This is a genomic window from Lactobacillus sp. X-49 (assembly GCF_057063645.1).
The window spans coordinates 1-24,745 of record NZ_JBXSQM010000014.1; the positions used below are offsets into that span (position 1 = coordinate 1).

Below are 24,745 nucleotides of genomic sequence, written 5' to 3' on the forward strand. Positions count from 1 at the left end.
ATTTATCAGATCTTGTTCTCTTTGTCAAGAACTTTTTTCTGTCCGCTCTCTGCTCTCTCAAGCAGCAACGTTTATCATCTTACTAAATCAGCTTTCCTTTGTCAAGCTTTTCTTTCAAATGTTTTTTCTGCTTTCGGCAACAACTTACTGCTGTACTCAAGCACAGATAATACTTTACTATTTTTAAATCACTTCGTCAACTTTTTATTTTCGTTCGTATTTTACACTTTTCTTACTCTCTTCTATATTATTTAAGATTAATTATTATGTGATTTTCGTAAACTAATTCTATTTTTGCTTCTTAATTATTCGATATTTTAAATATTTGAGCATTAAAAAAGTTACTGTAGAATTATTTTACAGTAACTTTTTTATATCTAAATTAGACTCTCATTCTTAGTGATTTTGGTTATTCCATTCATATATGGGATTAACGCTTTCGGAACAGTTACAGTTCCATCTTCATTTTGGTAATTTTCTAAAATAGCAGCAACTGTACGGCCCACAGCAAGTCCAGAACCATTCAAAGTATGTGCCAAATGAAGCTTGCCATCTTCATCCCGATAACGAATTTGTGCACGCCGAGCTTGGAAATCAGTACAGTTAGAGCAACTTGAAATTTCTCGATATTTATCTTGTGCTGGCATCCAAACTTCTAAATCATAGGTTTTAGCACTAGTGAAACTAGCGTCTCCTGTCGACAGCGCAACAACATGGTAAGGTAGATTTAACTTTTGCAATAAGTGTTCAGCATTTTTCGTCAACTTGTCCAACTCATCCCATGATTGCTCAGGTTTACAAATCTTAACCATTTCTACTTTGCGGAATTCATGCATTCTAATTAAACCGCGCGTATCACGACCAGCTGAACCCGCTTCACTTCTAAAAGCAGGAGAAAGTGCCGTAACATTGATTGGTAACTTGTCTTCATGGATAATTTCATCACGGAAATAATTAACCAATGGAACTTCAGCTGTTGGAATAAGAGTCAAATCCAATTGCTTTTCTGGATTGTCATTATCAACAATTGTGTAAACATCCTCACGGAATTTTGGAAATTGGCCTGTTCCTTGCATAGATTCATCATTAACCAAGTATGGTGGAATAATTTCTGTATAACCTGCCTTAGTATTTTCATCTAAGAAATAGTTAAAGACAGCACGTTCAAGTAATGCACCTGCACCCTTATAGAAAACAAACCGTGCACCAGAAACTTTGGCACCACGATCCCAATCCAGAATATCTAAATCTGTACCCAAATCCCAATGTGCTTTCGGCTTAAAAGCTAACTTTGTTGGCTCACTCCATCGACGGACTTCTTCATTATAGTCTTCGTCAGGACCAATTGGCGCAGAATCATCTGGAAAATTAGGCAATCTTAGTAAAATGTCATTTTGTTTAGTTGTTAATTCATTTACCTTCTCGTCAAGAGACTTGATTTGACTGCCTACCTCACGCATCTCTTGAATCACTTTATCAGCATTTTCTTTGTTACGTTTTGCTTCAGCAATTTGCTTTGAAACTTGATTACGTCTTGCCTTTAATTGTTCACTTTGATTTAAATCATCACGACGGTCTTGATCAATTTTGATTAATTCATCCAATTGCTCTGGTTTAATACCACGTGTAGCAAGTTTTTTCTTTGCCCAGTCAAGATTTTCGCGAATTACCTTAATGTCTAACATATCTAACCTCCATCAAAACAAAAAGCCGATTCATCCCCTTATATTGGGACGAATCGGCTTAAACATGGCTTCGCGGTACCACCCAGTTTCAGCTACTTAAAATAGCTGCACTCACTTAGTTGGCGATAACGGTGCCGCTAGCCGTGTAACTGTTAATTACCCACATTAATAGAATCTGGAAACGACCTCTATCCGCTTACACCAAAATACGGATTCTCTGAAAAATCAGTCTTAGGATTCTGTGTTTGGGTTTATTTTATGCTATTCTGCGCTTTTAAGCAAACATTAATTATCTTTTTGTCAAACCTTATTTAAATTAATTAGCACTTTAGCTTTAAAATATTAAAATCTGTATCTTTTAATATTTTAAGTTTTCTTTTGATTGACCCTTAAGCCAATCCGCCTTTTTTAATAAATAGTACTTTTCTTCATAAGTGAAAATATCACTAATCTGACCTAAATCAACTGCATAAACATAATGAAAACCTAGTCGTTGCAATAACTTTTGTGAACGTAAATTATCTTTAAAAGTTCCTGCCCAAAGTTCTTTTTGTTTAAGTTGGCCAAAGGCATAAGTGAAAAGCAATGTTAGGGCTTCCGTCATTAACCCATGGCCAGAAAAATTTTTATCTAATAAAAATCCCACTTCCTTTGTTTTTAATAAATCCCTCTCATTAGTTCCTCGCTCATAAAGTTCAACTAAGCCAACTAATTGTTGATTTTTGTGAAGACAAACTGCATAACTATACTTTCTAGCTGTATATTGATTAACTGCAGCTTCTGCTTGAGTCAAATTTTCATAATGCTGAAAACCACCTAAACGCTGGTAATAATCATCTTGCCCCCATTTAAAAATTGTGGGTGCATCGCTTTTATTGAATGATCGTAAAAAAACACGCGTACTCATTATTTACCAACCAATTTCAATAACCAATCCATCCCAAACATTAAAGCAAAGCTGTAAGCTGCAATTGTCCACGGCTTGCCAAGCACGATAATCCAAAAGTATGTTGAAAATTTCATTTCAGTTAGTCCTGCAAGCAAACAGAGGACATCATCCGGTGCCATTGGCGCAACAATACAGATGGCAAAAAACCAATTGAATTTATGTTGATTTTCTGTCCACTTAATGTACTTATCAAAAGTTTTCTCAGAAACTATGTGTAAAATAAATGGCTTACCATAAAACCGCGATAAAAAGAAATCTATTATTGAACCGACACATACACCGACATAATTGTAGATGAATCCTGCAAGTGGACCAAAGAAAACTACCCCACCAAGCAGGGAAACACCCCCAGGAATAATTGGAAATACCACTTGAATAATTTGTATCAAAACGAAAACTACTGGTCCTATTATTTTCTTATCAGCCAAATATGCTCTCATTTTTGCTTGGCTCGTAAAAATTCCTAACCGGTACCAATAAACACACAGTAAAATAATAATGACTCCGCTGACAACGGTCAAGATATTAATCAGTCTTCGACTAGCTTTAGCTGACAAATGCATAACCTACCTCCAATAACAATCTCATTTTACCAAAAAAATTTCCTGCTTGATTATTTTCTAGTTATATTCGATTAATAATTACAATAATTTAAATATTTAAAAATAGGTCAGCAAACAAATATCCCCTATTGGTTACCTGATTATCACTAAATTAGCCTATATTAAGAGAGCTGCCAATAAAAATACTACTTTGTTTTAAAGTATAATAGTTTTACAATAAAATTTTCAATTCGGAGGTAACAATGACTCAAATTTTATCTAATATAACTTATGATCAGCAAAATAATTTGACCACTGATATATATCTGCCACAACAAATCAAGCCTCAGCATAAGATTTTGCTCTTTTGGCATGGTGGTGGCTGGTTCCGTGGCGATAAAAGTGATCTTCAAGAACTAAGCCTGAAAATCGTCGAACAGGGCTTTATTGTCTTTGCTCCCAATTACTCACTTGCTCCAGAGTACACATTCCCAGTCGCTCACCAAGATAGTGTAAAATTTGTTAAATGGCTGCTAAATAGCAAATATTCCGTTACACCTACCACTAAAATTGTTCAAATTGGGGCTAGCAGTGGTGGTGTCCTTGCCCTTTATTTAGCAGGTAAATTTGGATTTCCAACTGTCACATGGTCAGCCCCTGTCAGTTTTTCAACCTGGATGAAAGATCATGCAAGTACTCCTGCCTCATCTGCTGCCCGAAAAGAACTTGGTCTAAAAAAATTTACCGATATTAATAATGCTTTTTATAAATATTTCACCATCACGTATGCCGGTTCAGACCAGCTACCAACTTTACAAAAGCTTGACGTTCAATCATATAATTATCAAAAATTAACTCACTTATTAATGATTAATTCAACTGCTGAACTCTCCCCTGTTAGCTATCTGCTTGAATTCATCTCTGTTCTCGCAAAAGAAAATCACGAAGTCGATCTTAAACTACTCCCGGGAACCAGACACGCAATGGCCTATGCAAAACAATATCTCGCTGAATCTGTTGCTTATTTAACCAAGGCTATCGAAATAATTAACTAAAGCAATTTATGTGAAAACGATTTATAATATTTATGAATAACTCAAAAATATAATTATACTTAAGGAGATAACATTATGGCTAAATACCAATCAATCAATCCGTATACTAATGAAAAGTTTGGTAATTATAGCAACCCAACTGCTACTCAAATTGAAGATGCTCTCAATTTAAGCCATGCCCTATACAAAAAATGGCGTTTCGAAGAACCAACTTCGCGAACTGTTATTCTACATCAAATCGCATCTAAATTGCGTGAAAAAATAGACCCAATGGCCGAAATAATGACCAAGGAAATGGGAAAACTAATTGGGGAAGCTAAGGGAGAAGTTGAACTCTGTGCCTCAATTTGTGATTATTATGCTGAGCACGGTCCAGAAATGATGATGAAACAACCGATTAAGTCACAACTTGGCAAAGCATATTATCTAAAACAGGCAACCGGTGTCATTATAGCCTGTGAACCTTGGAATTTCCCACTTTACCAGGTTATTAGAGTTTTTGCACCCAATTTTATTGTAGGAAACCCAATTATTCTTAAACATGCCCATAATGTACCCGGTTCGGCTGCACTAATGACAAAGCTTATCAGACAAGCCGGTGCTCCTGAGGGTAGTTTGATTAACCTTTATCTTAATTACGATCAATTGGATCAAATTATTGCTGATCCGCGAGTTCAGGGTGTTGCTCTAACAGGATCCGAACGTGGCGGAGAATCAGTGGCCAAAGCTGCTGGTAAAAATCTTAAAAAATCAACTATGGAACTTGGCGGCAATGATGCTTTTATCGTATTAAATGATGCCGACTCCTCAACATTAAAGAAGGCTCTCCAAACTGCCCGAATTTACAATGACGGTCAGGTTTGCACTTCGTCAAAACGAATAATTACCGTTAAATCTCATTACGATGAAGTTTTACAAGATTTAAAGAACTCATTTGAAGTCCTCATAGCTGGCGATCCTTTAAATGAAAAAACCACATTAGCACCAATGAACTCATTAGTAGCTAAAGACAAGTTAACACAACAAGTTAACGCAGCAATCTCTGCCGGTGGAAAAGTTTACTATCAGTATCCTGAAATTAATTCAGATGGTGCTTTCTTCCGCCCAATGATTTTAACCAATATTACTAAGGATAATCCAGCTTATGATCAAGAATTCTTCGGACCAGTTGCAATCGTTTATGCAGTTGAGGATGAAGATGAGGCAATTACTTTAGCCAATGATTCTAGTTATGGATTAGGCTCTTCCGTCATCAGCAGCAATATTGCACATGCAGAAAAAGTGGCTGCTCAAATTGAAACGGGGATGACCGTTATTAACGGAACTTGGATTACTTCAGGTGAATTACCTTTCGGCGGTATTAAAAAGTCTGGCTACGGCCGTGAATTAAGCGACTTAGGTATGATGGCTTTTGTCAATGAGCATCTAATAATCGATCCGTCAATGAAATAATTGCAAAGCCAAAAAGCTAGACCAACTGAGGTCTAGCTTTTTTGTATAAAATCAACTAGTAAATCAAGCAATTTACTGAGCTCGCATTATTCAATATCTCATTAAAATTAATGACTCTGTTTCTTTTCTTTAAATAGGTTATAGCCAGTCAATATAGTTGTCATAATGCTTGATAAAACTAAAAAGTAAGTTGATGCTCCAATCGAAACAGCATATAAAAGAATTTCATTTGAAATGTTTTTAAGAATTCCACCCTTAGTCAGTGTCAATGTTGGTAGTTTGAAAATTAAATAAATTAAGAAAACTGATTCTATTAAAGATAACACAAAGGCAACAAGACGACGATTATTACCATCTTTCAATGTGTTATAAATAATAACCAATGGCAAAATTACAATAAGCGCCCATAAAAAACATAATAGCACTCCCGATAATTGCGTTGCACTAGAAGAAAACAAGTGCCCTGCCAACCTAAATGTTACCCGTGTTAACGACATTTTACCCGTGTAGGTGACATCAGAAACCGATGCACCTGAACCTGTAAAAATAACCACTAAATTAATTACAGCCATCAATAAAACTAACAATTGAACATAACTAAAATGTTTTCTCACTGCATGTTCTTCTACGCGATCATGGGTTTTGCTTTTTGAATGCACCTTTTGACTAGATTCTTCAACGCTATTAAACATATTTGAACAAATTTGATTAACTTTTTCTGTCAAGCGTTTATCTACCGTATATCGTTCAATTTTTCCATCTTTTACACAAACTAGATAAAGCCAAATTAATAATGCAAAAAAGCAGACCCAGCCAATACTTCGAGAAAAACTCATAACAAGTAATAGAGCAATTCCCAATAAAAAAACAATCATACTATTGTTATGCATCCATTGGAGCATTTTTTTAACAGTTGGATTTTGTTTTTCTGGGTAAAACTGCTGACGATAAAGTTTACGATTTACTATACTTTCGCCGGTTTTTTCATTTTCATAATTGCCTTTCTGATATTGATCGGTAAAAAAAGTGTCCCTATATTTTTGTAAATCAAAGTGACATTTTGGACAAATTTCATCATTATCGGATATCAGGCGGCCACAATTTGGACAAGTAGTCATAAAAACCATCCTTTTAATCATTTTATATTTGGTATCCTAATCATAAAACAAAAAGTACGAGAAAGAAAATCTCTTTATCGTACTTTTTCGTTTAACTTAATAATTTACCTTGTTAATCTTTAACTCGACGGTTCTTTTTCAAGTGTATTCCCTCATATGTCAATTTAACTGCGGCTGTTAGAGTAATTGGCATAATAAAGACAAGAATAATCAAGCCGATGATCACCGTTAACGCCACTTCAATCAAAGTTGGAATACCCGAAGGAATTAATGCGGCAAATGTACCACCAAGGATTATTGCTGCTGAAATAACAACAGTTCCAATAATACCACACGCCTTCAGAATTCGATCACTAGGACTTGAGCCTTCCAGTTCACGATAACGAGTCATCAAGAAAATACTATAGTCAACACCTAATGCAATCAATAATATAAAGCCGAAAAATGGTGTATTCCAAGCGAGCATATTATTGCCCATTACTGCTTTCACAACCCATTCACTAATCGACAACGAACTAAAGTAAGCTAATAAAAGTGTCCCTAAAATATATATTGGTTGAAGAAGCGACCTAGTAACAAAAATTAATGCAATGCCAATACCGACTAACATAATAGCAGCGGTTCTAATAAAGTCTTTGTTAGCTACTTCTTTAATATCTGCTATCTTAGCACTTTGTCCTCCCATAGCTATTGTTGCATTGGCTAATCGTGTACCTTCCAGCGATTTTTTGGCCATCACACTTAAATCTTGTGCCTTTTTAGTCGCTTTAATGCTACTTGGATTGGTATTAAAAACAATCATCAGCATTGCCGATTTTTTATCTGGACTCAAATAATTTTCAATTGCGGTTTGGAAAGTATCGTCTTTGATAAATTCTTTAGGAATATAGAAAGTATCCGCAGCTGACGAATTTGCTAATCCTGTCAAATAGGAAGCACCTTGACCCAAGCCACTATTAACTTTATCTACTCCAGCGGTAATCTTCGGCGTATTATTTGCAAGTTGACCTGCACCTGAATTTAATTGACCAACACTAGAATTGAGCTGACCGATTCCTCCATTTAAACTTGTGGCACCAGAATGCAATTGGTTAGAAGCTGACGCCAAGCGCCCAACACCAGATTGTAATTGTCCCATCTGACTAGCTACATCTGGTAAAGAAGCTGACGCTTGTGACCATGACTTTTCAAGAGCAATTCCGGCTGCCTGCATTGCGGCCATTTTTTGCTGAGGTGATAGTCCCGGTAAAGCACCAATTGTTTTAGCTAAATTGGCTTTGTAGCTACTTTCAAGTGTTGCTTTCGTACTTTGTTGTGCTCCAGCAAGTCCTTGAGTACCACTATTTATGCTTGAGTTAAGCCGATTTAGCCCATTACTCATCTGAGCAGTACCACTCTGCAATTGACCAGCACCACTTTGCAGTTGACCTGTACCACTTTGCAATTGTCCTGTACCAGTAGCTAGTTGGCTAGCACCATTTGCTACACTTTTACTTGCTTGACTAAGCTTATTTAGGCCAATCCGAGCCTGATCAACTCCTTCATTAACTGTATTCAACTGATTCTTAACGTATAACTTTTGAATACTTTCTCCATAAGGTTGCGTGACTGAAGTTACCATTGACACATTCTTTGAAGACTGTAATTGTCGGGTTAGCTGATCAATTAACCGCAAATCCGCCTCATTATCAAGCCGATGGTTACTCTTGATATAAAGAATAGATGGTTCGGCCATTCCTTTTGAAAAATGTTGCTCAACTATCTTCATTCCGGCTTTAGCAGGTACATCGTTACCAATTTCATCAGTATCATCGTAATTTAAATGACCTGAATACATTAAACCAAATGGTACGATTATTACAGCTAAAACAATCAAATAAATTATTGGGTGTGCTAAAGTGCCCTTAGAAATTCCATGCCATAATTTATCTTCTTTTTCGCCCGTAAATTTCTTGACTGGCCAGAACATCTTTTCACCCAAGACAGCCATAAAAAATGGATTCAAAGTCAATAAAACAATTAATAAAACAGCTACACCAACAGCTACACCAACAGCTGATTGGTAAATTGAAAATTTAGCTAGGCTCAGAGCGGTAAATCCAATTAAAATCGATGATCCTGAATACAGAATTGTTTTCCCTGCTATCTTTTGAGCATTTTTCATTGCCTGATAGCGATCCATACCCAGTCCTAAATTCTCTTTAAATTTATCGTAAAGTAGAATATTGTAATCCGTTCCAATTCCAAATAACACAATAATCATAAATACTTGGGTGAAATTTGAAAACGGAAAGTTCTGATACTTAACTAGATTTGTTACAATCGCAAACGATGTAATAAAGGAAATCCCCACTGTTAATAATGAAATCAAAGGGACAATTGGTGATCTAAAGACAATAACCAAAACAATAAAAATAAAGACAATTGTAATAGCTTCAGTTTTCTTAATACCCTCTTGAATCGAATTGGAGAAAGCATTTTGCAAAACATCTGCTCCAGTAACATAAGTTCTGATCCCAGCTGTCTTCACGGCTGAATTAATCTGTTCTTCCACTTCATTAATTGGAGCATGATGTTTGGCAACATTTACTTGTGCAATCCATGTTGTATTATCATCTGACTGTAATTTTTTCTTGGTTGCAATATTATCATTGGGTCCCAATATTTGTTTTATACCATACTTATCTTCATTATCCTTCAAACTAGTAATAGTTTGGTTGATGGCATTTTTATCATCAGCCGTTAACTTGCCATTCTTTTTGTTAAAGACAACTGCAAGTTGATAAGTATTTCTTTGCTTTGGTCCCCAATCATTTTGAATTGATTGCGCAACCTCACTTTGCACATCTTGTGGCAAGGAAATATTTGAGTGCTCTCTAGTTAACCCAGTAACATCCGGCAAAACCACAACAGAAATAATTAAAATTATTACCCATGCAATTAATGAAAAAATATGATTCTTTAATAATTTTTGCACTCTACTTTTCCTTTCTATTTTTGCAAAAAATCTTTTGGCCGAACTAGTTGTAAAATTAGTTCATGGTAGCCTATATCAGCTTCGGTGCCAGTTTCATCCGCAAAGGAATCAGATACATCTAAAAAGACATATCCTAAAACAGCGCCAATTAAAGAATGAAGTGAAACGGTACTATCACTACGTAAATTCAACTTATCAGCCAGCGCAATTATATTCATAATTTCTTGGGTAATTGCATCATCTTTTTGATATTCATTTAAATGATACAAAATGCTTATCAATGCTGGATCATCTAGAATAAATTTACGTATAATATCAGCAAACTTAAGTAATGCCTCTTGACCAGATAATCCAATTATGCTATCCGTTAACTTTTTGATTAAAATTTTGATTCTACTTGCACCTACAAGCGACAATAATTGTTTACGACCAGAAACATAGTGATAAAGTGACTGAGAACGCACTCCCAACTCACTTGCCAAACTTGGCAAGGTTGTTTCTGATAATCCATTTCGGCCTATCATTTCTGTTGCCTTTGCAATTACTTTATCTAAGTCAAGACTTCTTTTTTTAACCATTTCCTTCCCTCCTTTAAACAGCATACTGAACAATATAACACTACAATCAGAAGAATACAATCTACAATATGTAAATTGTTATCGATTATTTGTCGATTACTACTAACACATAGTTTTATATACAAAAAAGGAATTCAAATTGAATTCCATACTAGTTTTATTTAAAAAAAACGATTGACAGTCTGGCCTAATTCAGCCAGATTATGATCACTATTGCTCCAAACACTCACACAGTATGAATTTCCATGTGTTTGAACCAATTCAACGCTTGCTTTACTATCACCAATTGTATAAATAGACCCACTAATACTTTTGGCGATTTTAGGTTTAGTAGAAGATGTATGAAGAGCATTTAAAACTTGATTAGAATTTTGCCGATTTAAAGTTTTATTCCGATACAGGTTAGCCAGCACAAGTGCCATGTCTTTAGCCGTCGTTTGAATATTAAGTGTGTTTTTGCCAACTTTACCAAAAGTTGTGTGTGTTGCACCCATTTTTCGTGCTACTAAAATGACTTGTGTAGGTTTAATTTTACGTAATAATGCTTTAGCTGCCGTCTGACTATTATTCATCATCGCTTGCTTTAGATAAGTAATCCCATACCCTATTCCTGGTTGAAGTAATCTTTCTGACTCCACTTGATCGGCTTTTTTAATTTTAATAACAGACTTACCTGATAGTTTACCATACTGCTCTTGATAAAAAATTGCTGTTAGTAAAAATAACCTAGTTGATTTATTAACAACATGTGATTTAACCGTATTGCCTATGTCCGCAAATTTACCCGAATTTAAATCTTGAACATATACCTGATAAGACCGTTCTTTACCCATAATTTGTTCAATTTTATGTGTCCAAACACGATCACTTCCATGAACAACTTTTATTTGGTTATTATATTCTACATCAGACACATCTGGTTCATGCGAAGCTTCATTTTTATTCTTACTACTATTGAATACTTGGTGTGTTTTGGAACCCACGATTTGCAAACTAGCATTTTCCGTTCGCTTAAGATTGGCTGAATAGAGAACAAATGCGAGCAAAGTGGTAATTAATGAGCCAATTAATACTTTGTTTTTCATAAATCCATCCCCATCTTAAAAGAAATGGTGTCTTTTCATCAAAATTACTAACCAAACCATCAAAATAATTGTTAAAACCATAATTATGATCCAGTCAGATGAACTATGCCCCACTGGTAAACTGACATTCATCCCATAAAATCCGGTTAAAATAGTAGGTATTGTTAATACTAATGACCAGACCGTTAAAAACTTCATGGTATCATTCAAATTATTATTCATCATATTATTTGATGTTGCAGATAATGTCTGGGTTACTTGTTGCGAAATTTTTACCATTTCTGCCGATTGGTTTGATTCAATTAACACATCATCAAGCCGTTCACATGCACGCTTAGTAAAGTCCAGTTCAGACACTTTCAAACTATGAAGCATCATTAAATTGGTTTGAATAGAACTTGATAAATATACTAAACTCTTTTCAATATTAGAAAGCTCTACAAGATCCCGATTATTAATATCTCCAGATAACTTTTTATCTAATAGATTGCGTTCATCATCCAGTTGTGTGACTGCTCGTTGAAAATATTGCGAAGAAAAAAGCAAAAATTTCATTAATAGTTCAGTAACATCCTGCGCTTTAGCAAGTTCTCGTCGCATCATAAGATCATTGAATTGATCAAAGACATAACTAGTAGACTCAGTATGAAAAGTAAAAATATTTTTTTCTGATATTAAAAAAGTAACTGGATGAGCTGTAAAATGCTTAATAACCTGCGTTGGCCAGATAGGCACGTCATATACTAGCAAGTTAATATGAGTATAAGTATCATAATCGTAGTGTGGCCGTTCATGACGATCAGAGATATAAGAAATCATATCTGGTGTAAAATTAAAATCATCTTGTAACTGATTACTATCCGTTTCACTTAAATTACTGATGTCATACCATCTATAATTAGTTATTATCGGGAATTTTTGCTCTTTAATCATTTTTGTTACCCCCAGTTGCTGGCTATTAATTTTAACATGCCAATATTATCTTACCATTCAAACAAAAAACGATAAATAAAAAACAGGCTTTGCCTGCTTTTTATTTATTAACAAACCTTATTGCTTCCATGCAGCATTAAACTTAATATTACCAGCCTTAATTGCTTTTTCAACATTCCGATTTTTTTGAGCTGCTACTAATATTGATTGCATAATTGGTGTTAACTGACTAAAGGTTGCATTTGAATCTTTAATTACGGGAACGCTGTATAAAAAATTCGTTCTTAAAATATCATTTAATCGTGCCGGTAATTTAAATTGATTTTCTTTCTGATAAGCAGCTTCTTGGGTTACATCAGTATTAATTGGAATATAACCGGTAGATTGAGCCCACTTAAGCTGACTTTCTTTTGAACAAAGAAACTTTATAAATTTAAAAGCAGCAGCTTTTTGCATGGCAGTCGCTTGACTAAACATATATAGATCTGTTCCCTGTTGCATTGTATATTTACTTGGTCGCGCCGCTACATTATAAGTAAAACTCTTTCTGCTGGTCTGCTTAATCCAAGTTTCTGTTGAAGAAGATGTCAAAAACATTGCCAGTTTATTATTTGTGAATGGGATATAAAGATATTTATCTGAACCCGGCATTCTAAAATAACCCTCTTTTTCTCCACTTACATAGTAATCAATTACGCGGCGAGATTTAGTACCAGTAAAATTGATTTTGCTTGAAAAATTCTGACCCTCATTCTTCATCCCTAAAACATAATAATTATCCAGATTATCAAACCCTGCACCAGCTATCTGATGGTTGCTTTTTTGATAAATTATTTGAGAAGCTGTCTTCAATTCCGCCATTGTAGCTGGCACTTTTTTAATACCATATTGCTTAAATATTGTTGGATTATAAATTAAAACCTCAATTGATTTATTAAAAGGAATTCCATATTGTTTTCCTTGAATTTGAGCCCCAGCTAACATCTCTGGTTTAATTCCTGAAGCAGATTTATTACCCCATCCGACTTTCTTATTATTAATATACGGACTTAAATCGACCAACATTTTGTTTTCTGCTGCACTTTGAAGCCAACCAGGGTAAGCCTGAGTAATTGTTGGTAAATTTTTAGGTGATGGTAAGGTTGAGTTAATCTTAGCCTGTAAATTATCATAGTTACCTTGTTGTTCAAGTTTAATCCGAATCTTCGGATTTTTGTTTTCAAAACTTTGTACTAAACTTTTTAATGTGCTTTCCTGTTTGCCTTGCATTCCGTGCCAAAAGACAACCGTTGTCTTTTGAGTCACTTTAGGAATCTGATTTGAATCAGAAGTTGAAGACGGACTTTTATTTGAACAAGCCGTAATTCCAACAAAAGTTAGTCCTACCATTACCAGAGTAGCAAACTTTTTAGCAAAATTCATAAGATCTTTTCCCTCCCAGAATAGTGATATCGTGGACTTTGAATTATAAGCATAAATTCTTACTAATTGTAAAGCAACTCAGCTTAATACACAATTAAATAAATATAAAAATTCGCCTTTTTTTCAATATTTGTTTGCTTTTTTTGCAAAAGTTCGGCTTTATTAGCAATTACTACAGTTTTACTTTCTTTATGTAAATATGATTAGAAAGAGCTAATACTAAAATTTATACATCAAAAAAGCGTTAAGCCTGTATCACCGTTAATTACAGGGTACAACTTAACGCTTAATCAAAGTTTTTCAAAAAAATCTTAATTGGACTTAATTTCAAACTTTCAATTGTTATTTAGTTTATTGCTTCCAAGCAGCAGCAAATTTTGACTTACCGGAATCAATTGCACTATTGACATCTTGATTTTTCTGAGCGGCTGCTAAAATGTTTTGCATGATTGGACTCAGTTGACCATATGCAGCACCTGCATCCTTAACAACTGGGATACTATATAAGTTCTTCATAGCATCTTCTAACTTAGCAGGCAATTTAATCTTTTTACTGTTTTTGTACTCAGGAGATTCAGCAGCAGCATTATTAACCGGAATATAACCCGTAGCATTTGCCCACTTAAGTTGACTTGCCTTTGAAGTTAAGAACTTAATATAAATAAATGCTGCTGCCTTTTGATCAGCTGTTGCATGTTTAAACATGTAAATGTCAGTTCCTTGTGACATAGTGTATTTACCTGGACGCGGGGCAACATCATAGGTGAATTTATTTCCAACACCTTGCTTTACAAAGCCTTCACCAGCAGACGTACCAATAAACATTGCAATTTTTTGATTAGCAAATGGTCCTGAAAGATAATGTTCTGAACCAGCTACTCTAAAGTAACCAGCTTTGATACCATCGGCATAGTAATTAATAACTTTCTTAGATGCAGCGCCATTAAAATTAATTTTGTTTGAAAAATCATTACCTTCATTCTTCATCCCTAAGACATAATAATTGGAAAGGGAATCAAAACCTGCACCAACCACTTTATGATTACTCTTAGTATAAATAATTTGTGCATCCTTTTTCAATTCGTCCATTGTTGATGGTGCTTTTTTAATACCATATTTCTTAAAGATGTTTGCATTGTAAGTTAATGATTCTATCGACTTATTGAATGGAATTCCGTATTGCACACCAGCAATCTTTGAACCATCAAGTAAGGCTGGCTTGATATCAGAAGCTTTGCTACTACCCCAACCAACATCTTTGTTATTAATGTACGGCGTTAAATCAACCAACATTTTATTTTTGGCAGCTGTATAAAGCCAATCCGGATAAGCCTGTGTAATTGTTGGCAAGTTATTTGGCGACTGCAAGGTAGAATTAATCTTAGCTTGCAAGTCATTATATGCTCCTTGATTTTCCAACTTTACCTTAATCTTCGGATTTTCTTTTTCAAACTCCTGTGTCAATTCTTTTAGCGTTTCCTGCTGTACACCTGGCATTCCGTGCCAAAAGACAATTTCAGTCTTTTTAGTCACTTTGGCAATTTTTTCAGTGCTTTTAGAACTAGACGAAGAAGACTGGTTGCCGCCATTAGAACAAGCAGCAGTTCCGATCAAAGTCAAACCAACAGCAAATACTGCGGTAAGTTTTTTACTAAACTTCATTTGGTAAACCTCCCAAAAATTAAAAACTAAACAACAATTTTTGATTAACTAAAGCGTAATTGTTTCATTACGCTTAGGTAAAATCCGTTCTCCGAATGGATTCTCTTCCAGCTCCGGATGCAATGTGTGCACCGGAATAAGTGCCTGTGGCTGAACCTCGCCAATAATTTCATTGAGCTCTTTCTCGTCAGCATGACCAGAACAACGCAATGTTTTAAACTCAATCTGGTTATTTACTAATGCTTGCATGAACAGACCATACGCTGGATCAAAATCACCAAGCGGCTCGGCATTAGAATGGATATATAATCCCCCACGTTGCAAGTTATCATAGTTACTATCCACCTGCCAAAAGTAATCACAATCATCAGTTAGCAATTTTTGATAAGGAATTGCTAACTCCGACTTCAAATCGGCAAATTGTTTTTCTTTTGGCAAGTAATAGTATGGATTATCCAAGTCCAAACTCCTTTTTAATAGGTGAGCTCGCGGTGCGTGAAGTACAACTTGACGCGGTGATTCTGCAATAATCCGTAGCAAACGCTCTACATTGGTTGGATAGGTATTAAAAGTTATTTGCCGCTTAGGGTTCTCTTGCTCAAGCTGAACAATCCGATTTATTAATTCAATTTCATTTTTCGGACCAGTAAATTCCTCACTACTTGGTTCATGTCTCTCTTCTGGCCAAGAGACACCAGTACCTTCAATAATTAGAGCATCACAGCCTTTTGCAGCCTGTAAAAATTGATGAACCCGATCAGGATGATAACCATGAAGGCGAATATCGCCTGTATAAGCAATTTTTTTATTTGGTGTTGTAATTATCAAACCCGTTGCTCCATAAGCATCATGATCACTTGGCCAAATTTCCAAAGTGATCTTTCCCACCTTAATTGGCTCTTTATAATTAGCAGCTATAATTGGTCTAGTATAACTTATATCGTGACCAGCTGCTGGTAAAAGAAAATCACCATGCTCATTTAAAACTGGCAACAATTGCGCCGTTAGTTTTCCTGCATAAAGTGGAATTTCGGGTGCCAAAAAGTTTATGGCTTTGCTGTGATCTAAATGTAAATGTGATATATATGCAGCGGCATGTTTCCATTTAACATGATCAAGTGTTTTTCCCGTTAGTAGCGGATCGTAAAAATCGGGCACATCACCAATTAAATGGTGACTTAGTAAAGTTTGATATTTTTCATCAGGTAAAGTTAACTCTGGACGATAAACCTCACCCAAGTCGAAAAGCACATGCGATTTATCATAGGCAACCTCAATCATGGGTCCCCCAATTGTCGTCAATCCATTATAAAAAGTAATGGATGTCCTAGCCCTTGAGATCATTGCGCACTACCCCCTTGATTATTTGTTTTCTAAAAAGCAAATACAAAACCAAAATTGGCAAAACCGTTAAGGTTGCTGCAGCAAGTTGCAATTGTGTTTCACTTCCAGCATCTGAAGCAAATGAAGACAATCCATTATTCAATAAGCGCATAGTATCTTCATTAGTTACTAACAGAGGCCAAAGAAAAGAATTCCAACCCGAAATGAAACTAAGCAAACCTACGGTAAATAAACCTCCCTTAGACATTGGAACCAGAATTTTCCAGATGTAGTCCCAATCACTAGCACCATCAATCATCGCTGCTTTGTAAATTGTCGTAGAAATAGAGCTAAAATAGCTCTGCAAGTAATACATATAGAAAATTGATGTCAAAAACGGCAAAACTAGACCAATATAAGTATTTAGCAATCCCATGTGTGCAATGGTATTGTAGTTAGTAAAAATTATTGCCTCCCCAGGAACCATCAAAAGAGATAATAGAACCAGCTGCACAATTTTCTTACCTTTAAAGTTTAAATTGACCATGGCAAACGCACCCAAAAGTGAGTTAAATAAACTAATTATCGTTGTAATGCTTGCCGTTAAAATCGTATTAAAAAAGTACCGAGCAAAAGGAGCTCTAGCAAAAACCTTCGCATAGTTTGACCATTCAAAGTGATGGGGAAACAATGTCGGCGGAATTGAAGTGGTTTCTTGAAAACTCATTAAGCCACCCAAAATCATATAAATAAAAGGAAAGACAGTAACAATCGCAAAGATGAATAGGATAATATAACTAAGCAAGACGCCCAAGCGAATTCGTTTCATTTAATTTTCTCCTATCTTCTTCATCATTTTCCGTTGCAAAAAAGTTGCAAACAAAATAATTAAAAATAAAATTACTGTTGCAGCCATCGCAACACCAGGTGTCCCAACAATTTGAAATTTATTATAAATATAAAAAACAGCAGTTGTTCCAGAATTACCCACTCCAGCTTGTCCGTTGAAAAGTGCGTAAACCGATGTATAAATCTTAAATGCACCAATGATGTTCATCGTTAACAAAAAAGCAAGCGTTGGAACAAGCTCTGGCATCGTAATCCGCCAAAATTTATCTCTGCCACTAGCGCCATACATATCGGCAATCGTATAAAAACTAGGGTCAATATTTCTCAGCGCCCCCATCAATATGACAATATTAAATGCTAATGACGTCCATATCCCAAAAATAATAATTGTTGTCAATGACATTGCCGGATCATCAATCCAATCAGGTGCTGGTAAATGAATGCTCCTGAGCAAAAAATTGAGCATCCCGTAATCACCGTTGAAGATATAGCGAAAGACAATTCCAATCGCAATCGTTGAGGTAACATATGGCATAAAAAAGGTGGTCTCAAATAAAGATTTGTGTTTTACCTTGGCAAAAATAATCCACGCCAACATGATAGAAATTGCTAACCCTATCGGAACTGAAATTACCGCATAAAGAACAGTATTCTTAATTGCTAACCAAAATTCAGGATCTTTAAAAATATATTGATAATTATTAAAGCCTGCCCAAGTCAAATTAATTAGTGGACCATTCTGAAAACTCATGCTAAAAGCCCGCAAAATAGGATAAATACTAAACAAAGTTACAAAAATTATTGTTGGTGCTAAGAAAAGCCATGCCTTTTTTTGATTAGTTTTCATTAGTAGACGCGCTCCCCATCAGTTGTAAAAATAAATGCCCGATCTAATCTTATCTTAAGATCAATCTCGTCTCCTCGTTTGATTGAAGATTCCAAGCTCACTAATGAACGGCCTTGGACTTGATCATAATTAAATTTCAAAATTCGCTCACGACCAATTAGTTCAACATCCGCCACTTTTGTATGAAAAACGCCTCCTTCTTCAGGTATAATATTTTCCGGTCTAACAGATAATATATAATCACCATCAACTAACTGGCGTTTAAAACGTTGCTGATTAAGTTTAGCCAAATCCAAAGTGAAGTATTTAGTACGTAATTCATTGGCACTTTTTGTTATCTTGAAATTATTAATTACTGGATTACCAACAAAGTTTGCTACAAAATAATTATTTGGCTCTAAATAGAAGTTTTCACCCAAATCATCCTGTTGGATTACACCATCATTGAACAAAATAATTTTATCCCCAATCGAAAGAGCTTCTTCTTGATCATGAGTCACAAATAAAGTTGTAATTCCAACGGATTTAACCAATGAGCGAATTTCTTCACGGATTTTTAGTCTTAGTCTTGCATCAAGATTGCTTAACGGTTCATCCATTAAGAGGATTTTTGGTTCTTGAACCAGTGCTCGTGCAATTGCTACACGTTGCTGCTGTCCGCCAGATAAGTTGCCTGGTTTTTGATCAGCAATATCCGTAATTTGAGTTAATTTCATATATTTTTGAGCAATTTCACGTGCCTGAGCTTTTGACTTTTTATTTTTACCCACTGTTAACGGAAACATGACATTCTGAAGTACATTCATATGCGGATATAATGCATAATTTTGAAAAACATAACCAATTTGACGATCCTTTGGTGCAACTTCTACTACTGATTTTCCATCAAATAAAATTTCGCCCGACGTTGGATTAAGTAAACCAGCTAAAATATTTAAAATGGTTGTTTTCCCACAGCCTGATGGCCCTAACAAACAAACTAAATCACCTTTTTTAACTGAAAAGCTTACATTCTTAATAGCTTCATGGCCATTATCATATACTTTTCTTAGATTTTTAACTTCGACAAATTTGTTGTTATCCATAAAATTGCACCACTATATCTTGTATCTAACATGTTTTCAATTTTAATTTTAAAATAAATTTGTTATAAACACAACTTTATTTGCCTAATTAAATATTCGGTCTTTGCATAGAATTAAATATCTTAAGTCTCAAATATTCGTAATTTTACCTACATTTATTAATTATTATAACTTTTTTTTCATATAATGTTCTTATTTTTAAGTATAATCATCATAAGATAAACTCCTGGCTTTTCTTACTACTATTACCATATCTAGTATAATTCAATAATAAATCGAATTATCCGAACATTTAGTTATAAAAAGCCACTGCAATAGCAGTGGCTTTTTATAACTAATATTCTTCTTTAACTTGCAGTTCATGATCAATTCGTGCACGACCATTATTATAATCAAAAGAGAATCCTGGCTGTACATTAAACAAGTAAACGTTAAAATCCAAACCCCCATCGGTTGAAATTGCCTGTAAATTTATTCCGCGAGCCATTAATTCATTATTACGAAAAATCGGTGTTGCCTGATAGATCACTCGTTGATTTTGCCGCAATGCTCGACGCACCCTGCTTTCAAAAATTGTCTGAATTTTTTGATTAGAAAAAGCCGATTGCGTAAATAAATTTTTGGGATTATTTTGATCACCTGAAAGATTCCTCGGATTATAATTACCCTCTAAATCAATTCCAGCGGAAACTGAGTAGGCTATCATATGACCACGATTATAAATTTGTGTATCATTATGACGGTTATAGTGCCAAGCTGTCGGCTCAACAAATTGACGAACCCTTAATTCGTCGCTAGCAACATTTCTTTTTTCCAAAAAAGCCGTATTTGAATGTGACGTTCTATTTAAATTATCCAAATTTGAATAGATAACTCGATTGACTCTCCAAGCACTTTTAATTAATGTTGAATGATCATTATTTACCGTAATATAAGCTGAATCACCACTTTTAAAATCAAGTTGAGCCAATTTTTGGTAGTCTGACTTTGATAATCCTCCATATACTTTTTCTGCTGGCTTTGCCTGTTCAATTTGATTGTTAATGGAATTATGCTGGTTTTGAGTTATTCGATTGATAACTTGATGACCATTAGGATCGCTTCCACCTTTAGTGGAAATAAACCAAAACAGAAATAAGATGATAATGACAACTGTCCAAAAATTATTGTTACTCTTTCTGTTAGTTCTTCTACGTCTGCGTGCCATCCAATATGCTCCTTGATTAATAATAATCAAGTATAATCAATCGAACTACTGTTTGCAACTAATACAAAATAGCCTACCAGCCAAGCTCACTTTTCAATTATTAATTTCTGGCCCATTCATCAAGTAAATTTAAAAAATAACGTTCAGTTAAACGTTTAATTTTACTACCAGCAAGATTATATTTTTGGGCTTGTTGCCAAATTGGATTATTCTTCTTAAAGAAGTCATGATCGCCCATGACCAAGTAATCTGTATCTGCTTGAACTAAATCTTGAAATTGTCCCCCAAGATTATTTATCATTATAGTAGCTTCAGATTGATCCATATTCAGTTTACCAGTTAAGACAATCTTTTTATTACTAATGGGATTATGAAAACCTCTTTCCCATGATTGCAATGGTCGTTCTAATAAATCAATATTTTTAATTTTGGTCTGCGCTTTTTGAAGTAAATCAATTGTAAAGTGATTACGAAAATCATCATACACTTTTTTGGTGGCAATCGAATCTGCTAAGCCATGATGTTCTTCAGTTTCGGCAATCCCCGCTCGTTGCATACAGTCCAGCAGTCGATTATGCTTATAAGGATAATATACTCTAGCCAATCGTAAAACATCAACGTAATCATTATTTAAGATGGGTAACTTAAATTTTTTAGTAAGATCATACAAAAAATTCAAATCAAAATTTACGTTATAGCCAATAATAATATCTTTTCCAATAAATTGACGAAATAATGTCATTGCTTCTTTAATAGGCATTCCTTGTTCAAGCAATTGCTCTTCTGCAATTCCATTAAGCTTAGTTATGAAAGCAGGGACATGATTTGAACGCGGGTAGACAACTAACTGGCTAAATTGATCAACAATCTCATTATCACGTACCTTAATCGCTCCCAATTCAGTCACATGATCACGATATGGATTTAGACCCGTCGTCTCAATATCAAGCAAGGTGTAGTCAGCAATAAATCCTGGTCGTTCTTGACCTTTAGCCCGTATTTGATCTTGTGCACCTGAGACATGTAATATACCGTTTTTAATAAAAATACTCATTACAATTTATTATCCTTTAACTAGGGCTGCCAGTAAGCTTTTACTATCAGCATTAACTGCCACGCTTCGCTTATTGATACTCTCGGGAAGACGCTCTTTCTTTAAATCAGCAGCAACATACGACCACTGCTCATATTCTTCTACCAGGTGTAAAACCGGGTTAAGCAATTGTGGACTCGTTTCATCAACGCCCAGTTCCAAAAAGACAGTTCTTTTATTTTCACTTCCGGTTAAAAACCAACGAAAACGGGCATTGTCATCAGTATCTGGATAAAAATGATCATTCAATGGCAAATGAATTTCCATTGGCTGACCACAAACTGTACATTGAGGAACTAAAGACGCAAGCTCCCTCGTATTATCTTTAGCGGATAAAAACTGTTGAACTACCGCAGTATCATCTTGTAAGCCATGATTAACACCGCTGGAGCACTGCATTTTAGTCCAATTTCCAAAAATATTAAAAAGGCGTTTTTTATTAAAACCTGCTTTTTCAAAGAAATTAGCAAACGTAGATGTAGCTATGAAATATTCTTTATTTTCCAGAAGTTGTTTTAACTGCCTCATTGTGACACTTGGTTCATAAGTTAGAGAATACTTCTGGATAAATTCACTCCATATTGACCAGCGCTGCTTCCATGATAACTTTTTCAAATCTAGTGCAGTCCCAACTGAAAGGACACCATAGTTTTTAAAAATTTCTGGAAATTCTTGGGAAAAGTTTGTCTGTCCCAGTAAATCCAGGCCTTCAATTTTTGCTAGACCATTGCCCGCTGTAACGACAACTACATCAGCATCGTCAATTAATTGATATGCTTTATTCAAATTATCCATTAATACCTTTTTCTACTTTCGATCATAACCAGTAAAGGAAACTTGACCATCATCGACATCAGCTAAAAAAACATCACTAACATCTTGGTAACCAGCTTTTTTAATCTCTTCTTGTAACCAGTCCTCATCCTTATTCAGGAATTCAAGTGCATCTTGATTAATTTGACCATCATTGATTAATGGAAAATGTAAATTCTTTTCATCCTTTTTGATTACAGTCAATTGGCCATTTTTTTCAAAAATACAGTTCTTAACCTTCTCAACTGAATAAATTCCTTGGCTACGCAACTTAAACATCAACTCATTAGCAGAAATACCAACAGAAAGACAATTTTTAACTAAAACCTTACCATTTTTAATAATTTGAATCGGTTTGCCATCAATCAATGTTCGAATCACATTGCTATGCTCACGTGCATATTTCAAAATAAAGACTACTAAGGTCCAAACTATCAAAACTAATAAAAACTGTAAAACATTAATATTAGCATTGTAGATAACACCACCAATAATGCCACCAAGAACATAGTTTTGTAATTGATCTAGTGCAGTTGTCGGGGCAATATTACTTTTACCAAAAACATTAATCTGAAAAATTAATGTTACCACACCTAAAACAAATTTGATAAAGAGCTGTGTATAATCCATTCTTGTACCTCCTAATTTTTAATATCTACTTGATGGTTAATCACATGTGCCTGTTTTAATGAATAACTATTGTTATCATTATTCAATTCCAATTGATAATCTTTATCTTTTGAGTCAATCCGGACAATAATGCCATTTTCTAAAGTAGTTGAATTTACTAAGACATCCGAGTTAGCCACTTGATAGTCCTTAGCAATTGATTTAATAAACGGTGCGATCTGTTCTGAACGTGACTCAACTAAATTTGTTTGAACATATTTTTCATATTGCGTACCAACAAATAGTAACAAGAATAATAAAGCAATAATTCCCAAATCACGGTATCTTGTGTCAAAACGATGGCGAAGATAAAGAACCGTAAAAGCAATCAATGTCAACGCGGCAATTGCAATTAAAGCATACAGAATTGTTTTATTGGTATTTTGATTTCGCTCAATATACTTAAGTGTGTAAAAAGTCATAATATGTCACCCTTACTAAAAAAACTAGCATCGTTCATATGAGCGGTGTTTAATGAATTAATTTACGACTAGACGCAAAATTACTGAATGATATTTATGCGCTAATAATTATATATAATAATAGTATAACAAAAAGTGAGTAGAATTGAACTACTCACTACTTCTAATCTTTACTTGATGATGCACCAGTTTGAATATCAGACTTCTGCTTTTCTAGTTCTGATTCTGCTTTAGTTGAAGCACCAGAAATTGAATCTGAATTAGAATTTCTTCGATAGGTTGCACCCGAAGTTGCATCAGAATCCATTACTAATTTTTGACCCGTTGTTTCGCAAAAATATTTAACTAGTGGATATAAATCTTGCACCCATTCATAGATACCTGCATAATTGCCTTCATCGTCTTCAACTCGTTTGTAATAATGTAAAACCAGTTCATGTAAGTTTCCTGTTGGGACAGGCATAAAAACTTCATTATGACCATCCTGCTTTTTGCGCAAGGCATGCGCAACTTTTTTAGCTGATGGAATTACATCACGGACATCAGGATGAACTTCTCCCATTGAATCACCAACTTGTTCAGGAATTCTTTTAGCTTTCATTTTAGTTTGAGGATCAACTGGGCGATTATACCATAAAAATTGATTATTATTATCAACAAAAGTTAACTCTCCAATTGTATTACGTAACATCCAATTTAATTGATTAACTGTCAGCAAACCACTATCTAACTTGACGTAATCATCACCACTAGCCGCATGAGTCTTATTCGCAGCTTGCTCAAGCCAGTTAGGGTCATTCTTATCAATTCCTGCAATAGTATACCGACCCTGTCCACTAGCCGTAAAATCTTCTTTTAAATATTCTTCAGCATCCATTTGCCGTAACCAATCTGGTTCTGCCATAATTTCCCTCCTAAAAATTAAACTTCTCCCCTTAAATTTTAGCACGATAACTTTTAATAAAATATGCTATAACTA

22 protein-coding genes are annotated in these 24,745 nt (G+C 34.8%); 2 read left to right on the plus strand and 20 right to left on the minus strand.

From position 1 onward, the window contains the following. Positions 1–377 precede the first annotated feature (377 nt). From serS to ACYIAQ_RS07250, 3 genes are all read right to left on the minus strand, one after another. Entirely contained in the window at positions 378–1,685 is a 1,308-nt protein-coding gene (serS, locus tag ACYIAQ_RS07240; protein ID WP_483563170.1) for a serine--tRNA ligase, read from the minus strand. Positions 1,686–2,043: 358 nt separating this feature from the next. Continuing rightward, positions 2,044–2,592, minus strand: coding sequence for a GNAT family N-acetyltransferase (locus tag ACYIAQ_RS07245; RefSeq protein WP_483563171.1), 549 nt, complete (start codon positions 2,590–2,592; stop codon positions 2,044–2,046). Beyond that, entirely contained in the window at positions 2,592–3,197 is a 606-nt protein-coding gene (locus ACYIAQ_RS07250; RefSeq protein WP_122017751.1) for a TVP38/TMEM64 family protein, read from the minus strand. The genes ACYIAQ_RS07245 and ACYIAQ_RS07250 overlap by 1 nt, the downstream gene beginning before the upstream one ends. Positions 3,198–3,439: 242 nt before the next feature. Here ACYIAQ_RS07250 and ACYIAQ_RS07255 point away from each other — a divergent pair, with 242 nt between their 5' ends. After that, positions 3,440–4,231: an alpha/beta hydrolase fold domain-containing protein gene (locus ACYIAQ_RS07255; protein WP_483563172.1), complete on the plus strand. Its 792-nt coding sequence runs from the start codon at positions 3,440–3,442 to the stop codon at positions 4,229–4,231. A gap of 75 nt (positions 4,232–4,306) precedes the next feature. After that, on the plus strand, positions 4,307–5,683 hold the full coding sequence (locus tag ACYIAQ_RS07260; protein WP_483563173.1) for an NAD-dependent succinate-semialdehyde dehydrogenase: 1,377 nt from the start codon (positions 4,307–4,309) through the stop codon (positions 5,681–5,683). A gap of 107 nt (positions 5,684–5,790) precedes the next feature. Here ACYIAQ_RS07260 and ACYIAQ_RS07265 read toward each other — a convergent pair whose 3' ends face one another. From ACYIAQ_RS07265 to ACYIAQ_RS07345, 17 genes are all read right to left on the minus strand, one after another. Next, positions 5,791–6,801 (minus strand): zinc ribbon domain-containing protein, encoded by a 1,011-nt coding sequence (locus ACYIAQ_RS07265; RefSeq protein WP_483563174.1) that lies wholly within the window; start codon positions 6,799–6,801, stop codon positions 5,791–5,793. 112 nt (positions 6,802–6,913) lie between these two features. Continuing rightward, positions 6,914–9,778 (minus strand): MMPL family transporter, encoded by a 2,865-nt coding sequence (locus ACYIAQ_RS07270; RefSeq protein WP_483563175.1) that lies wholly within the window; start codon positions 9,776–9,778, stop codon positions 6,914–6,916. A gap of 14 nt (positions 9,779–9,792) precedes the next feature. Continuing rightward, positions 9,793–10,356 (minus strand): TetR/AcrR family transcriptional regulator, encoded by a 564-nt coding sequence (locus tag ACYIAQ_RS07275; protein ID WP_483563176.1) that lies wholly within the window; start codon positions 10,354–10,356, stop codon positions 9,793–9,795. A gap of 161 nt (positions 10,357–10,517) precedes the next feature. Continuing rightward, complete coding sequence (locus ACYIAQ_RS07280) at positions 10,518–11,441, minus strand: serine hydrolase (protein WP_483563177.1); 924 nt, start codon at positions 11,439–11,441, stop codon at positions 10,518–10,520. Positions 11,442–11,456: 15 nt separating this feature from the next. Next, positions 11,457–12,374, minus strand: coding sequence for a magnesium transporter CorA family protein (locus ACYIAQ_RS07285; RefSeq protein ID WP_122017744.1), 918 nt, complete (start codon positions 12,372–12,374; stop codon positions 11,457–11,459). Between the two features lie 117 nt (positions 12,375–12,491). Continuing rightward, positions 12,492–13,796, minus strand: coding sequence for an extracellular solute-binding protein (locus ACYIAQ_RS07290; RefSeq protein WP_483563178.1), 1,305 nt, complete (start codon positions 13,794–13,796; stop codon positions 12,492–12,494). A gap of 351 nt (positions 13,797–14,147) precedes the next feature. Then, the gene (locus tag ACYIAQ_RS07295; protein ID WP_483563179.1) at positions 14,148–15,458 is read right to left on the minus strand and encodes an extracellular solute-binding protein; all 1,311 of its coding nucleotides are present in this window, start codon (positions 15,456–15,458) and stop codon (positions 14,148–14,150) included. A gap of 48 nt (positions 15,459–15,506) precedes the next feature. Next, positions 15,507–16,802 carry an MBL fold metallo-hydrolase gene (locus ACYIAQ_RS07300; RefSeq protein ID WP_483563180.1) on the minus strand — a complete coding sequence of 432 codons (1,296 nt, stop codon included), beginning with the start codon at positions 16,800–16,802 and terminating at the stop codon, positions 15,507–15,509. Continuing rightward, the gene (locus tag ACYIAQ_RS07305) at positions 16,786–17,610 is read right to left on the minus strand and encodes a carbohydrate ABC transporter permease (RefSeq protein WP_122022608.1); all 825 of its coding nucleotides are present in this window, start codon (positions 17,608–17,610) and stop codon (positions 16,786–16,788) included. Before ACYIAQ_RS07305 ends, ACYIAQ_RS07300 begins: the two co-directional genes overlap by 17 nt. After that, positions 17,611–18,477, minus strand: a complete 867-nt coding sequence (locus tag ACYIAQ_RS07310) for a carbohydrate ABC transporter permease (protein ID WP_483563181.1) — start codon at positions 18,475–18,477, stop codon at positions 17,611–17,613. It lies immediately after the preceding gene. Then, positions 18,477–19,562 carry an ABC transporter ATP-binding protein gene (locus tag ACYIAQ_RS07315; RefSeq protein WP_483563182.1) on the minus strand — a complete coding sequence of 362 codons (1,086 nt, stop codon included), beginning with the start codon at positions 19,560–19,562 and terminating at the stop codon, positions 18,477–18,479. Before ACYIAQ_RS07315 ends, ACYIAQ_RS07310 begins: the two co-directional genes overlap by 1 nt. Before the next feature lie 334 nt (positions 19,563–19,896). Next, positions 19,897–20,769: a DNA/RNA non-specific endonuclease gene (locus tag ACYIAQ_RS07320; RefSeq protein ID WP_483563183.1), complete on the minus strand. Its 873-nt coding sequence runs from the start codon at positions 20,767–20,769 to the stop codon at positions 19,897–19,899. A gap of 100 nt (positions 20,770–20,869) precedes the next feature. Further along, a complete protein-coding gene (locus tag ACYIAQ_RS07325; protein ID WP_483563184.1) occupies positions 20,870–21,823 on the minus strand; it encodes an exonuclease domain-containing protein in 954 nt (317 codons plus the stop codon). Positions 21,824–21,832: 9 nt separating this feature from the next. Further along, positions 21,833–22,657 (minus strand): SIR2 family NAD-dependent protein deacylase, encoded by an 825-nt coding sequence (locus tag ACYIAQ_RS07330; RefSeq protein WP_483563185.1) that lies wholly within the window; start codon positions 22,655–22,657, stop codon positions 21,833–21,835. Between the two features lie 12 nt (positions 22,658–22,669). Then, complete coding sequence (locus tag ACYIAQ_RS07335) at positions 22,670–23,305, minus strand: DUF421 domain-containing protein (protein ID WP_122017734.1); 636 nt, start codon at positions 23,303–23,305, stop codon at positions 22,670–22,672. A gap of 11 nt (positions 23,306–23,316) precedes the next feature. After that, positions 23,317–23,766, minus strand: a complete 450-nt coding sequence (locus ACYIAQ_RS07340; RefSeq protein WP_122017733.1) for a DUF3290 domain-containing protein — start codon at positions 23,764–23,766, stop codon at positions 23,317–23,319. Between the two features lie 163 nt (positions 23,767–23,929). Next, entirely contained in the window at positions 23,930–24,670 is a 741-nt protein-coding gene (locus ACYIAQ_RS07345; RefSeq protein WP_483563186.1) for a PAS domain-containing protein, read from the minus strand. Positions 24,671–24,745 lie beyond the last annotated feature (75 nt).